General features: G+C 32.9%; 8 protein-coding genes. 6 read left to right on the top strand and 2 right to left on the bottom strand.

The annotated features are described in order from the left end of the window. Positions 1 to 604 precede the first annotated feature (604 nt). The 5 genes from ACOQN8_RS16215 to ACOQN8_RS16195 all read left to right on the top strand — a co-directional run bounded on the left by ACOQN8_RS16215 (position 605) and on the right by ACOQN8_RS16195 (position 12,143). Positions 605 to 778 carry a hypothetical protein gene (locus ACOQN8_RS16215; protein ID WP_420553468.1) on the top strand — a complete coding sequence of 58 codons (174 nt, stop codon included), beginning with the start codon at positions 605 to 607 and terminating at the stop codon, positions 776 to 778. Between the two features lie 83 nt (positions 779 to 861). Then, a complete protein-coding gene (locus tag ACOQN8_RS16210) occupies positions 862 to 8,763 on the top strand; it encodes an MBG domain-containing protein (RefSeq protein WP_420553467.1) in 7,902 nt (2,633 codons plus the stop codon). 5 nt (positions 8,764 to 8,768) lie between these two features. Then, on the top strand, positions 8,769 to 8,942 hold the full coding sequence (locus tag ACOQN8_RS16205; protein WP_420553466.1) for a hypothetical protein: 174 nt from the start codon (positions 8,769 to 8,771) through the stop codon (positions 8,940 to 8,942). 130 nt (positions 8,943 to 9,072) lie between these two features. After that, positions 9,073 to 11,967 carry a LamG-like jellyroll fold domain-containing protein gene (locus ACOQN8_RS16200; RefSeq protein WP_420553465.1) on the top strand — a complete coding sequence of 965 codons (2,895 nt, stop codon included), beginning with the start codon at positions 9,073 to 9,075 and terminating at the stop codon, positions 11,965 to 11,967. Between the two features lie 5 nt (positions 11,968 to 11,972). Beyond that, positions 11,973 to 12,143 (top strand): hypothetical protein, encoded by a 171-nt coding sequence (locus tag ACOQN8_RS16195; protein WP_235274876.1) that lies wholly within the window; start codon positions 11,973 to 11,975, stop codon positions 12,141 to 12,143. Positions 12,144 to 12,278: 135 nt separating this feature from the next. On the opposite strand, the gene ACOQN8_RS16190 is transcribed toward ACOQN8_RS16195, so the two are convergent. Both ACOQN8_RS16190 and ACOQN8_RS16185 read right to left on the bottom strand, forming a co-directional pair. Beyond that, positions 12,279 to 12,755, bottom strand: a complete 477-nt coding sequence (locus ACOQN8_RS16190; RefSeq protein WP_420553464.1) for an SRPBCC family protein — start codon at positions 12,753 to 12,755, stop codon at positions 12,279 to 12,281. Positions 12,756 to 12,807: 52 nt separating this feature from the next. Continuing rightward, positions 12,808 to 13,359, bottom strand: coding sequence for a TetR/AcrR family transcriptional regulator (locus ACOQN8_RS16185; protein WP_420553463.1), 552 nt, complete (start codon positions 13,357 to 13,359; stop codon positions 12,808 to 12,810). A gap of 182 nt (positions 13,360 to 13,541) precedes the next feature. Here ACOQN8_RS16185 and ACOQN8_RS16180 point away from each other — a divergent pair, with 182 nt between their 5' ends. Beyond that, entirely contained in the window at positions 13,542 to 15,185 is a 1,644-nt protein-coding gene (locus ACOQN8_RS16180) for a tetratricopeptide repeat protein (RefSeq protein ID WP_420553462.1), read from the top strand. Positions 15,186 to 15,328 lie beyond the last annotated feature (143 nt).

Genomic DNA, 15,328 nt, shown 5'->3' with positions numbered 1-15,328 from the left:
GTATGAGAAATATACGACATTAATAACCTTAGAAGCTTACATAAGATAAATACTCAAAGTCCTGAAAATTCAAGAAGTAATTTTCAAAAAACAATAGAATTTTTAAGCGCAAGTCTTACGGTTTGCGCTTTTTTTATTTTATAAGGTTTTTACTTAAAATATATTGGATTCAAAGTAAAATTAAAGTTGATTCTTTCAAGAGCAATTTAGATTGTTGAGAGTAAAATAGAAAGTTTAAAACTACTAGGAAAGCTAAGGCTGTATAATATTAAAATAACCAAATTATTATGGAATAGTGTATGTTTTTTTTAATAAAAGAATGGATTTAGAGAGAAGGTTTTTGTTCTAGATGTAAAAATCCAAATAAAATACTTAGATAAAAAAGAGAGCATACATTGCTCTTTTTTTTATGAAATCAAATCCTTAATTATATCAATGGAGTTGTATTTAAGAGGTTGTTATTTAGTGTGTTTTCGAGTTTTTGTATAGGGTTTTGTATAGAATTTTGTAAGGTGTTTTGTAGAGGCGGAAAATAGTTTTTGTAAAAAAAAATAGGGTGATGATAAGGTTAATTGTACAATAGTTGTAACCCTTAAATTTAACCATGATGTTACTTAAGTATAAAAGGCCTAAAAAGTTTACTGTTAGAAAAAAAGTAAAAAAATTTTTACTAATACCTATTCTTCATCGAGGTAAACTCCATTGGTTGTCTAATGTAAAATTAGAAAAAGCATTTAATGGATATAGAATGATGATTATCAGTATTCAAAAATCATAATTTTTTCAAACTAAAAATGTGGTAAGATAAAAGTTACTCATACAATTTATGTAGCCCTTATTTAAATAATCAAACTTTATGTAATGAAACAAAACTATTCAATCTCAATTTTAAGAAAGATATTTTTATTATTATTTTTCCTTACATCTATAAGTTTAGTATCACAAACGGATACTGATATGGATGGTATTAATGATGCTATTGAACTATTAGAAGGAACAGATCCTAATAATCCTAATGATACTCCAGTAGATAAAATGATTACTGCAGTAGATGTTACAGCTTCTAGTGTTTTTGCGCAATCACCTCCAGTGAATTTAAGACTCAATTCAACACTAAAACCTACTGAGACAGGAAGCCTTCCTAAGTATAGAAAATATCCTCCACAGCCTAATAATTTTGATCAATTTCTTGCGCTTGCAGTTCCTTACACGTTAACTTTTGATTTAGGAGCTTCGGGTACTGAAATAGATGGTATGTATATATGGAATTTAAATCGAATCGGTTTTACCACTGCATGGGGGTCAAAAGACTTTGATTTGGAATATGCTACAGTAGCAAATCCTACCAATTTTATTAGTATTGGAAACTATACGCTTCCAGTAGCTCCAGGCGGAGTTGATATTCAGGCTGAAACCATCACATTTAGTCCTATTGAAGGAGTACGTTATGTTCGAATGACTGTGAATAGTAACCACGCTGGTACCACAACTTTTACAGGATTGGGGAAAGTCCGTTTTCAAGCAGTAGATACCGATGGAGATGGTATTATTAATAGTATTGATACAGATGATGATAATGATGGAGTATTAGATGTAAACGATGCATTTCCTCTAAATGCTTCCGCTTCCGTTGATACTGATGCTGATGGAATGCCCGATAATTGTGCTGGAGGTACTTGTACAGGAGGATTAGTGTTAGATACAGATGATGACAATGATGGGGTACTAGATATAAACGATGCATTTCCTCTAAATGCTTCCGCTTCCGTTGATACTGATTCAGATGGAATGCCTAATGAATGTGTTGGAGGTACTTGTACTGGAGGATTGGTATTAGATACAGATGATGATAATGATAGTATATTAGATGTAAATGATGCATTTCCTTTAAATGCTTCTGCTTCTATTGATACAGATACAGATGGAATGCCAGATGATTGTGTTGGCGGAACTTGTACAGGAGGATTAGTAGTAGATACAGATGATGATAATGATAGTGTGCTAGATATAAACGATGCTTTCCCATTAAATGCCTCTGCTTTTGTTGATACGGATGCTGATGGTATGCCAAACGAGTGTGTTGGGGGTATTTGTACAGGAGGATTAGTACTGGATATGGATGATGATAATGACGGAGTTAATGATGCTATAGAATTATTAGAAGGAACAGCACCTCTTGATGCAGGTTCTAAACCTATTGATAAATTGATAAATGCTACAAGTGTTGTTGCAAACAGTTTTTATAATGGTTCTACATCACCTAATTTTTTAATTGGAGAAGGGAATTTCAATGCAGTAGCAACTGGTAGTTTACCTCTTTATAGAACTTACAGACCTTATCCAAACATTAATTCTCAATGGGTTTCTACAAATAATCATGCAGGTCAGGTAATCGTAACCTTCAATTTTGGAACTGAAGGAGCTGAAATTGATGGAGCTTACTTTTGGAATTATCACCGAAGTGATGGAGCCTCAACCTTAGGAGTAGAAAATTTTACACTAGAATATGAAACTATTAACAACCCAGGTGTCTGGAATAATATTGGAGATTACTCTTTAACTTTATCACAAGGAACTGGAGATCTTGCACCAGAAATTAAGATGTTTGGTAGCACTTTGCAAAAAGTAAAGTCTATTAGAATGATTATAAACAGATCAGGATGGATTGGACTTGGAAAAGTGCGTTTTCATGGAGTAGATACCGATGGAGATGGTACAATTAATAGTATCGATACAGATGATGATAATGATGGAGTATTAGATATAAACGATGCTTTTCGATTAAATGCATCAGCATCAATAGATACGGATTCAGATGGTATGCCAAATGATTGTGTTGGAGGTACTTGTACTGGAGGATTGATAATAGATACTGATGATGATAATGACACAGTATTAGATGTAAATGATGCATTCCCTTTAAATGCATCAGCATCAGTTGATACGGATTCAGATGGTATGCCAGATGATTGTGTTGGAGGTACTTGTACTGGAGGATTGGTATTAGATGAAGATGATGATAATGATACCGTATTAGATATTTCAGATAATTGTCCTATTGCAGTTAATACAGATCAGGCCGATGCAGATTTGGACGGTATTGGAGATGTATGTGACCCAATAGTGAATGCTTCAATAGAAATAAGTGCTCCAAGTGCAGCAGGTACTACAGGTGCGGATATTTCTTATATTGTTACATATAAAAATGCTGGATCTATTAGTTTAACGGATTCAGATATTACGATTAATACTACGGGAGATGCAACAGCTACAGCTATTATTAGCGGAACAGGATTAAGTACACGTACAATTACACTAACTTCTTTTGGAGGAACTAATGGAACTATTGGTATCAGCATTGCAGCAAATACAGCCAATAATAGTACGAGTGATGGTTTAGCTAATGCAGCAGGGCCTTCTTTAACATTCAACTTAACAGATACAGATAGTGACGGACTTTGGGATCAAGTGGATAACTGTCCATCTAATGCTAATGCAGATCAGATTGATACTGACAATGATGGTATCGGCGATGTTTGCGATGCAATTGTAAATGTAGTTGCAGCGATTAGTGCTCCAAGTGCAGTTACCAGTGGAGGTGAGGATATTTCTTATATTATTACCTATACCAATGCTGCAACAATTACCTTAATGCCATCGGATATTGTATTACAAAAAACAGGAGATGCAGGAGCTACTATTGAAGTTACAGGTACTGGTTTGACAACTAGAACAGTAACTTTAACCAATATAACAGGAAGTTCAGGAACATTAGGCATTAGTATAAATACTGGAACAGCAAACAATGCTACTGGAAATGGACTAGCAGTAGCAGTAGGACCATCTGCTACATTTAGCTTGCAAGATACTGACGGAGACGGAATTTTAGATAATAATGACAATTGTCCTTCCATAGCGAATGCTGATCAATTGAATACAGATGGAGCCAATGACGGAGGAGATGCTTGTGATGACAATGATGATAATGATGGGTTTCTTGATATTGTTGAGATTACAGAAGGAACCAATCCATTAGATGCTAGTTCGGAACCGATTGATAAATTAGTTAATGCAACTACGGTAACAGCTAATAGTGTTTTAAATGGTGCTACAATAGCTGATTACTTAATTACGGATCAAAATTTGAATGCTGTAGAGTCGGGTAGTTTACCTCTTTATAGAACGTATAATTCGTATCCAAATCTTAATTTTCAATGGGTCTCTTCAAGTACGCATGCGGGTCAAGTAATAGTAACTTTTGGTTTTGGAGCAGAAGGAGTTGATATAGATGGAGCTTTCTTTTGGAATTATCACCGAAGTGATCCAGGTGGTTCATCTCTTGGAGTAGAAGATTTTACATTAGAATATGAAACTATAGACAATCCAGGTGTTTGGAATAATATAGGGGATTATTCATTAACCAAATCAACAGGAGTAGGGACTCTTGCACCAGAAGCGAAGATGTTTGGTACGGTCTTAGAAAAGGTAAAATCTATTCGAATGATCATTAACCGAGCAGGGTTTATAGGTCTTGGTAAAGTACGTTTTCATGGAGTAGATACTGATGGAGATGGTATTCTCAATAATGTGGATACAGACGATGATGGAGATGGAGTACCTGATACTACTGATAACTGTAGGTTGACAAGTAACTCAGATCAAACAGATGCCAATATGAACGGAATAGGAGATGTATGTGATCCGAATGCTACTGTGATCGCTCAAATTGGCGCTCCTACTTATAATGGAACGACCATTGCCTATGAAGTATCTTACACATTTGCATCCACCATATCGTTAACATCTTCAGATATTACAGTGAATGCAAGCGGAGATGGCTCAGCCTCCGTTGCAGTTTCAGGTACTGGAACAAATACTAGAACGGTTACATTATCAAATATTACAGGAAGTAATGGAAATATAGGTATAAGTATAGCAGCAGGAACAGCCGATAATGCATCGGGTACCGGAGCAGCGAATGCGGCGGGACCTTCACAAACGATGAATTTTCAGGACATTAATTTCGCAGCGCTACCAAATAGTAATCTGGGAGATGCAGACTTCAATTTAACAGCAACAGCTTCTTCTGGACTAGACGTATCTTATATAAGTTCTAATACATCGGTAGCTACTATTTCAGGTAATACAGTGACTATTGTTGGAGTTGGTACCACGATAATAACAGCTTCTCAAACAGGAAATACAAATACTCATTTACCTGCTATTAATGTTGATCAAACACTTACTGTTGATCCGTTCAATACAACCATTTCATTGAATTTACCTAGTAGCAATCCAACGTATACAGGATCTGGACAGGGAATTACTCCAACGGCTAATGATTTAAGTAGTAATCCAACACTAACGCTAGTTACTGAATATAGCGTACAAGGTACTGGAACTTTTAGTACTACGTTACCAATAGATGCAGGGACTTATGATGTTAGAGTAAACTTGGATGCAAGTGAGACCAATTATACAGCATCGGAAGCAACAGGTACCTTCACAATAGATGGAGCACCTTTGACCATTACCGCTGATTCAAAAACTAAAGTATACGGAGAAACAGATCCAGCTTTTACCTATCAAATTACATCAGGAAGTTTATTTGGAAGCGATGCTTTAATGGGAAGTTTATCTAGAGTCATAGGAGAAAACATAGGGAATTATGCTATTAATCAAGGAACACTGAGTCAATCTAATTATGATATCACATTTGTTTCTAAAGATTTAACAATTACTACGCGTGCTATTACAGTTACCGTAGATGAATTCCTTACCAAACAGTTTGGAGAAGCCGATCCTGAGTTTACTTATAAAGTAACTACAGGTAGTTTGGTGGGAACAGATGCTTTTATAGGAAACTTGACTAGAGAACCGGGAGAAGTGTTAGGAACTTATACAATTAACCAAGGAACTTTAGCTTTGAACAATAATTATGTCATTTCTTATGTAAGCAATGATCTTACGATTACGGAAAGAAGTTTATTAGTTTTTATAGACGCTAAAACAAAGATCTATGGAGATGTAGATCCTGAATTTACTATTACAATTGGATTTGGAAGTTTATTACCAGGAGATAGTTTTACAGGTAATGCAGTAAGAGAAGCAGGAGAAGGTGTAGGTACGTATACAATTAATCAAGGTACATTAGCTGTTAATGATAATTATTCCTTAAACATATTTACAGGAAATCTTACAATTGCAAAAAGACCTATTGAAGTTACAGCAGATGCTAAAACCAAAAACTTAGGAGAAGCTGATCCAGACTTTACATATAAAATTACTTCAGGTAACTTGATAGGCAGTGATATATTCACAGGAAGTTTGGCAAGAAGTACAGGTGAAACTTCTGGAGATTATGCTATTAATCAAGGAACCTTAGATAACTCTAATTATGATATTAGTTATGTAGGAGCAAACCTAACAATTACAAATGTGCAGGGACAAACGATTATGTTTGATGCTTTAAGTACCAAAACTTATGGTGATACTAGTTTCGATTTAACTGCTACCGCAAGTTCAGGTTTAGATGTTACTTATGTAAGTTCTAACACTTCCGTAGCTACTATTAGTGGAAATACGGTAACCATTGTTGGTGCTGGAACAACCAATATAACTGCTAGTCAAGTTGGAAATGGAATGTTTGTTGCCGCTAAGAATGTGAGTCAGGAGTTACAAGTTTCACAAAGAACATTATTTGTGAATGCAAGTGGCTCGAAGACATATGGAGAAGCCGATCCAGAAATACAACCTTCATTAGCTCCACCTTTTGCCTTAGTAGCTGGAGACTCATTTTCAGGTACAGTAACAAGAGCAGTAGGAGAAGATATTGGAAATTATGTGGTTAATCAAGGAACACTTACAGCTGGTCCAAATTATAATATTACGTTCCTTCCAGGTTTTTTTGTCATAAACGAAAGACCTATTGAAGTAACGGCAGATGCAAAGACTAAGGTTGAAGGAGCAATAGATCCAGCGTTGACCTATCAAATTACTTCCGGTAGTTTAGTTGGAAGTGATGTTTTTACAGGGAATTTAGAAAGAGTTGCAGGTGAGACTTTTGGAGATTATGCAATTACACAAGGTAGTTTAGCATTAAACTCAAATTATACACTTACTTATATTGGAAATACATTTACTATTAATAGAGATGCAATAGCAAGATGGGATGGAACTACAAGTTCAGCTTGGAATATAGCAACCAACTGGGAAGATGATATAACACCGATAGCTACAGATGATTATATAATTCCGAATGTAACAACAACTCCAAATATTACTTCAGGGATAACTGCACAAATGAACAGTTTAACAGTTGAAAGCTCATCAGCATTAACTATTTCTTCGAATGGAGCAGCTGTTATTGAGAACAATTTTGATAATAGTGGAGCGGTAACTATTACTTCGTCTTCAAGTTCAAGTGGAGCTTTGGTTATAAAAGGAATGTCAAACGGACAAGTAACTTATGAACGAGGAGGTTTGGTAGCAAATCAATGGAGTATTGTAGCTGCACCAGTAGTAGGTCAGAGTGTAAAGGATTTTGTAGAAAACCCAGCTAATAATATCCGTGTAAATACTACGGTAACACCAAATAGATACGCAGTAGGATATTATGATGATAATAGACCAACAGGAAACAAATGGGTGTATTATACGGCAGACGATTTGGCTTCAAACAGCATTACTTTCGAAAAAGGACAAAGTTATGCCATCTCAAGAGCAACTAATGGTTCCGTGAGTTTTACAGGAACTATTGAAACAGCAGATGTAGATAAATCAGTAGTAGTATCTGAATGGAATGCGGTAGGAAATCCATATACAGCATTTTTGCCAATCAATGAAAATGCAGGAGCTAACTTTATCAATGATAACTTGACTAGTTTTGATCCAACATATGTAGGAGTGTATGTATGGGACAATACACAAAGTAAGTACATAGCTAAAACTTTAGTAAACGGTGAGAGTTCGTTAGCACCTGGGCAAGGATTCTTTGTAAGAACAGCAAATAGTGGAAGTAGTATGACTTTCAAACAAGCTCAACGAATGGTACAACCTGCTACAGGAGGAACATTTAGTAAAGGATTAAGTATTCCAACCATTGAGTTATCAATAGCATCTAAAAAAGTTCAAGTAAACACAACAATTAGCTATAGAAGTACTGCTACCAACGGATTGGATGCAGGATATGATATAGGAAACTTTGATGGAGCTGGTTTAGATATTTATACCAGATTATTAGATGGTTCATCAAAAAAGAACTTTACCTATCAATCGTTACCAAATGATTCAAAAGAAGCTATTATTATTCCGGTAGGAATTAAGGTAAAAGAAGGAGCTTCAATAACTATCTCAGGAAAAGGAATTTCATTACCAATGGGTATAGAAATATACTTAGAAGATAGAGAATTAGGGAAGTTTATCAATTTAAATGAAGAAAACTATTCGTTAGCAATAGATAAAGCTATCAACGGAGTAGGAAGATTCTATTTACATACCAAAGCACAAGTTGAAATTCCAGAAGTAACATTGGCAGATATCAAACTGTACAATACAAATAATAGACTGTTTGTGGAAGGAGTGCAAGGAGAACAGTTTGAAATTACGATGTACAACACTGCAGGAATATTAGTATACAAAGATAATTTTGAAGGAACTGGTAAAAACAGCATTCATCTACCTGCTGTTGAGGTAGGAGTTTATATTGTGCGAGTTGCTACGAATGTTGGAATAAAAACTAAGAAAATCATCCTTAAAAAATAAAAATAATGAATCCTCAAAATTTAGACACTAAAGGAAATAAAATCAACAGAAAAGAAGCTTTAAAGAAGTTAAGTAAGTATGGAAAGTATACCGCTTTAACAGCTTTAGGAACCTATATGATTTTGAACCCACAGAAAGCACAAGCTCAAAGTCCTGAAGATCCAGGAAATAATTTTTAAACAATAAAAATCAAGTTTATATATAGTTCAAGTCAAACAAAAGGAGCTGTTTGGCTTGTACTTTTTTTAAAATATATACAGGTAAAAAACAATGTATAAATATTCAAATTTTTAACTATTAAAATAAACAATGAAACAAATTTACACCAGTAAACTTAACATGAAAACATGTTATTTAATGATGCTACTTTTTGTGGGAATAACTACTATTTCTGCACAAGAAAACGCCTTAAATTTTGAAGGGCCGGTTAATTCAACCTATGACTATATAGAAGTACCCGATGATGCAAGTTTAGATTTTACAACAAGTTTTACTTTTGAAACTTGGGTAAACTTTGATCATATTACTCGTTTTAGTGACGGATGGGATTGGGAGTGTTTGTTTGCAAAATCTAGATATACAGAATCGTATGGGCTAATGTTATTAACAGAAGGAACTAAAATATTACGATTCTACCATAATGGATTTGGGACAGGGCATACAGATTATAATTGGACAGGTTCATTAATTGCAAATACTTGGTACCATATCGCTGTAACATTTAATGGAACAAAAACGGCCATTTATATTAATGGTTCTGAAGTAGCTTCTCAAACGGCAGCTAGTGGAAGTGTTAATCCTAATAACAATCCATTACAAATTGGAGCAGGATCAACAGGTGGAGGGGATCCATATCCTTTAGATGGAACTCTAGAAGAAACTCGTTTATGGAATTATGCTAGATCAGAAGCTGAAATTAAAGGTAGTATGAATAGCGAACTAACAGGGAGTGAATCAGGGTTAGTATTATATTATAAATATAATCAAGGTACAGCAGGTGGAAATAACACAAGTATAACTGAAGTAATGGATAGTTCTGCTAGTGGTAATAATGGAACACTAAAACAGTTTGATTTAAATGGTACCTTAAGTAATTTTATTGATGCAGTAGAAAACCAAACAATTACTTTTGATGCTCTTTCAGATGTTACATATGGTAATGCTAATTTTAATTTAACAGCTACAGCATCTTCTGGTTTAGAAGTAGCATATACTAGCTCTAACACATCTGTAGCAACTATTTCAGGAAATACGGTTACTATAGTTGGTGCAGGTACAACTACAATAACAGCCTCTCAAGCTGGTAATACCATTTTTAATGGAGCTATAGATGTACCACAAACACTTACCGTAAATACATTACCTATTGAAATTACAGCAGATGCAAAAAACAAATATGTAGGTGCTGTTGACCCTGAATTTACCTATACTATTACTTCAGGAGCTCTTATTAATGGAGATACGTTTTCCGGGAGCTTAAGCAGAGTGTCAGGAGAAATGGCAGGTAGCTATGCTATTAATTTAGGTACTTTAAGTAATGAAAATTATAATATATCATTTGTTTCTAATAATTTAACAATTTTAAACCCTTTAGCAATTACCTGGGATGGAAGTACTAGTGCAGATTGGGCAGAAGAAACGAATTGGGATGGAGGTGTAGTGCCATCTTCAGGAAGTGATATAACTATACCTAATGTGGCTGTATCACCATTAATAGCCGCAGCTACAAATGCAGAAATTAATAATCTGACCTTAAATAGCTCATCTTCTTTGAACATTGAAGGTAGTTTAATCGTAAATGTTGATTTTGATAATAATGGAACAGTAACGATGACTTCTTCAGTAAATAATAGTTCAAGTTTATTGATAAAAGGAGCTTCAAATGGTATGGTTACTTACCAACGAGGAGGTTTGGTAGCTAATAAATGGAGTATTATAGTTGCTCCAGTATCAGGGCAAAGTATCAAAGATTTTGTTGAAAATCCAGCAAATGATATTCACTTAAATACTAGCGTAACACCAAATAGATATGCTATTGCATATTATGATGATAGTAAACCAACTGGATCTAAATGGGTATATTATACAACTGATGATTTAGCTACAAATACTTTAACCTTTGAAAAAGGTAGAGGCTATGCAATATCTAGAGTAACGAATGGAAGTGTAACATTTACTGGAACTGTAGAAACTACAGATGTAGCAAAATCAATTGTGGCTTCAGAATGGAATGCTATAGGAAATCCATATACAGCATTTTTACCAATCAATGAAAATGCAGGAACTAACTTTATCAATGGTAACGTAAGTAAATTCAATCCAGCAAATGTTGGTGTATACGTTTGGGATAACGTACAAGCTAAGTATTTAGGGAAATCATTAATTACGGAAGAAAGTTTTTTAGCACCTGGACAAGGATTTTTTGTAAAAGCAGCAGCAGGAGTATCAAATGTTACTTTTAATCAATCACAAAGAAAAGTACAACCATTAACAGGAGGAAACTTTAGTAAAGGCGGAGCGGTAGTTCCAAACATTCAATTATTAGCAACATCAAAAGGTGTAACAATTGATACGAATATCAAATACTTCGAAAATGCAACTGAAGGTTTAGATCCAGGTTATGATTTAGGAAACTATGCAAGAGCTACATTTGATGTATTTACAAGATTTGTTGGAAATGATAAAGAAGAAGACTTTACAATTCAATCTTTACCAGTAGAGAGTATTGACAGAACAGTTCTTCCAATAGGTTTAAGTGCTACAGCTGGAGCTGAGGTAAGGTTTACTGTAAACTATAATAATTTACCAGAAGGAGTAGAAGTATTTATTGAAGATAAAGAAGAAAATACTTTTACAAAGTTAAGTTCTGAATTGAATGAATTTTATACGGTAACAATTACAGAGAAAGTAAATGGAGTAGGTCGTTTTTACTTACACACTCAGCAGAAAGCCAAAATAAATACAAACATTAATAATGTTAAGATTTACAATACATCAGGTAATACCTTAATTATAGAAGGAATTTCTAAAGGTACTTTTGATATGACTTTATATGCTATTCATGGAGCTGCAGTACTAAGTAAAACAGTTGAAGGAAAAGGAAGAAACACAATAAGTCTTCCAGATTTAGAAACAGGAGTTTATGTAGTAAGAATAACTTCAGAATTAGGTAAGAAGAGTAAGAAGATTATTATTAAAAAGTAGAAATCATGAAAAACAATATAAAATCACAAAAAGAAGTAATCACTAGAAAAGAAGCATTGCAAAAGTTGGGAAAGTATGGTAAATATACAGCCCTAACAGCTTTAGGAACTTACATGCTTTTAAATCCACAAAAAGCACAAGCACAAAGCCCAGAGGATCCAGGGGATGGGTTTTAGTAAACTAAAATTAGGGGTTTAGTTTACACAAAAAAAGACAGCTAATTTTAGCTGTCTTTTTATTTTATAAAAGAAAGAGTAAAAAAGCTTTAGAAAAGAATAAATCGCTGTGGTATAATTAAAATATAAATTAATTTATTGTTTACTATTTATTTCTTTTTGTTTTCTCGGAGAGGGTTGTCCCGTTTCAGCATAAATTACTAAATCATCTAATATACCTGGATATATTTTCTTCAATGCCATTTTCATTGGAATCTGTGCAATAGTTCCAATTAGAGGTTTTACTTCAATACGTGGACCAAGTGTAATCTCAGTTTTAGTATCACTTAGTTTTTTTAACTTCCAGGTACTAACTACAGAACGAACAAAAAAGGGCAAACCTTTTACAGAAAATTGTAATTCATAATTTTCATCATCTATTTTTATAATAGTATCCATAAGTCTACCGCTTTCAGTTTCGCAAACTCTATCAAAGTCTTCGTTAGGCTTAGCCTTTCTGCATTTTGGAGTTCCTGCTGCCCATAAATGAGCATCATAAAAATCATCAATAATAAATCTCCAAACTTCTTGAATTGGTTTATTAATATTTCGTTTAAATTTTAAGTTTATCATGGTTTATTGTTTTATAGAGTGAATGTTCATTCCAAATTAATTGTAAAAAATTTTATTCTTTAATTCCATCCCAAATCATTTGTATGTGATTTTTTAAGGATGTCGTTGTATTTTCTGAATTATTTAGATTTTGTTTTAAGTAAGATGAAATACCTCCACCTATAAAAACAAGTATCTCTTGTGTACTAATGTTTTTAATTATTTTATTAAGCTTTCCTTTTTCTAAGAGGATAGCTACAATTTCTACAGATTTTTGTCCTTTCACTTTATTCTCTTTCGTAATTATAGGAGAGGCTTCTAGTTGTTGAAGAAAGTTAAAATAAGATGGATTATGAATAAAAAAATTGATGATAACTTTTAAGTAATCTACAAACTGTTTTTTTATAGTAGCATCAGTATTTACTTTTAAAAATAAGGTTTCCTCTTGCTCTTTAATGCCTATATAGATTTCATTAATCAAAGCTTCTTTGTTAGGAAAATAATTGTAAATGGTTCCCATACCAGTTCCCGCTTTTTTAGCTACTTCTGACATTGGAGTATTATGAACACCTTTTGTAACAAGAAGTTCAAGAGCTGCATTCAAAATATTTTCCTTTTTATTCATATTGCAAATATATATCAGTTGGAATGAATATTCCAAAAAATATTTTTATCATTTAAAGAGAGCAGTAAGCTATGTTTAATGCTCCAAAGATTTTAATAAAATAGAAATTGGATAACATTAATTTTTTTTAACCTAAAACAATAAAAATATCTAACAAAATTCTAATTAAATTTGTTTCAATTATGAGATATTTAGTTACCGTTTTTTTCGCCTTAATAATTACCAAAAGTTTTTCACAAGAGGAAGTATTAAATGCAGTTCAATTACATGAAAAAGTAAGAAATGCTATCAACGATCAAGAGAAAATTAAATTATTGTTACTTCTAGCAGAAAATCAGTATGAAAACGATTTAAATTTTTCAGAGAAAAGAGTAGAGGAAGCTATAGAATTAATAGGTAACAAAGATGATAGTATCAGCAAGCAACAATTAGGAAAAGCATACGTACTCAAAGGGATAGTAAAAAGGAGAGAAGCCAATCATCCAGAAGCCATAGAATATTACCTCAAAGCCAAAAAAATATACCAAGAGCAAAAAGATTTTAAGAAAGTTTCTGATGTATATCATAATATGGGAATGGTGTTTAGGCATCAAAAAGAGCATGATAAAGCAATATCGTTTTATAAAAAATCAATCAAAGGAAAAGAATTGGTAAATGACTATCATGGTATGGCAGCTAGTTATAATATGATGGGAGTATCGTATCGTCAATCGAAAAGATTAGATTCAGCCTTAACTTGCTATCAAAAAGCAAAAGAATTATTTAGTAAAGTTGGAAGTATAAAAAATATACAAAGAGTATATAATAACATGGCGATACTATATCATAGTAGAAAAGAGTACGATAGAGCCATAGCGTTAGTAAATGAAAATATAGCTTTTACCAAGAAAAACAACAAAATATATTCATTGTGTACCGCTTATAGAAATGCTTCAAATATTTATAAAAAAACAAAAGAATACGAAAAATCATTAGCTTATATAGATTCGTCAATACAAATAGCCAAAAGAGAGAAATTTAAAGACTTAATAGCCAAAGGATACCTTAGAAAAAGTTTTTTATCAGCTAAATTGTCAAATTATAAAAATGCTTATGAAGATTATAAAAAATTTAATAGATATTCAGATTCATTGTTTAACATAGAAAATATTAAAAAGATTCAAGCATTAGAGCTTAATTATCAGTTTAAACAAGAAAAACAAGAAATAGAATTATTAGCGGAGTCAGAAAAGGCAAAAAATAAACTGTATACTATTATTTTACTCATAATTGTATTGAGTTCGCTATTTATAGGGTTTTTATTGAATAAAAATTATAAGAATAAAACGGTTATCCTAAAAAATGAAGTAGAAAAAGAGAAAGAACAAAAAGAGGAGCTTAACAAAAAAATAAAAGTAAACGAAGAAGAAATAAAAGGTTTGATAGCTGATAATACAATGCGTTTGGAGTTTAAACAAGAACTTTTAAGTCGATTAAAAGAAGATGTATTATCGGGAGAAGTTAAAGAAATTAAACAAAAAATAAACACGTTAACTTCAGAATTACAAGCTCAATTACAAACAGAAAATAAACTTTCAGAGGTTCAAACAAAAATATCAGAAGTAAACAAAGGTTTTGATTTAAAATTAAGAGAATTGTATCCTACTTTAACAAAAACAGAAAGAGAGATATGTTCATTATTACGTTTGAATTTATCTATCAAAGAAATCATGATTGTTAGGAATGCATCATTAGATTCTGTAAAGTCTGCAAGGTATAGAATCCGCAAAAAATTAAAGCTTAACTCAGGAGAAGAGCTTGAAAAATTCATTCAAAATTTATTTTAATACTTTAAAACAGTATTTTGTTAAAGCGCTGTTAATCAGTTTTTAGTGTTGTTTTGCCACTTTTTGCCACCACTAAAATCAACCTGAAATGAAAGAGTAAGTGTATATTTGATTACCATAAAACAAACTACTTACACAAACCC

This window comes from Tenacibaculum aiptasiae, from assembly GCF_965221665.1.
Lineage (GTDB): Bacteria > Bacteroidota > Bacteroidia > Flavobacteriales > Flavobacteriaceae > Polaribacter > Polaribacter aiptasiae.
This window is presented reverse-complemented; position numbering and strand designations above follow the sequence as displayed.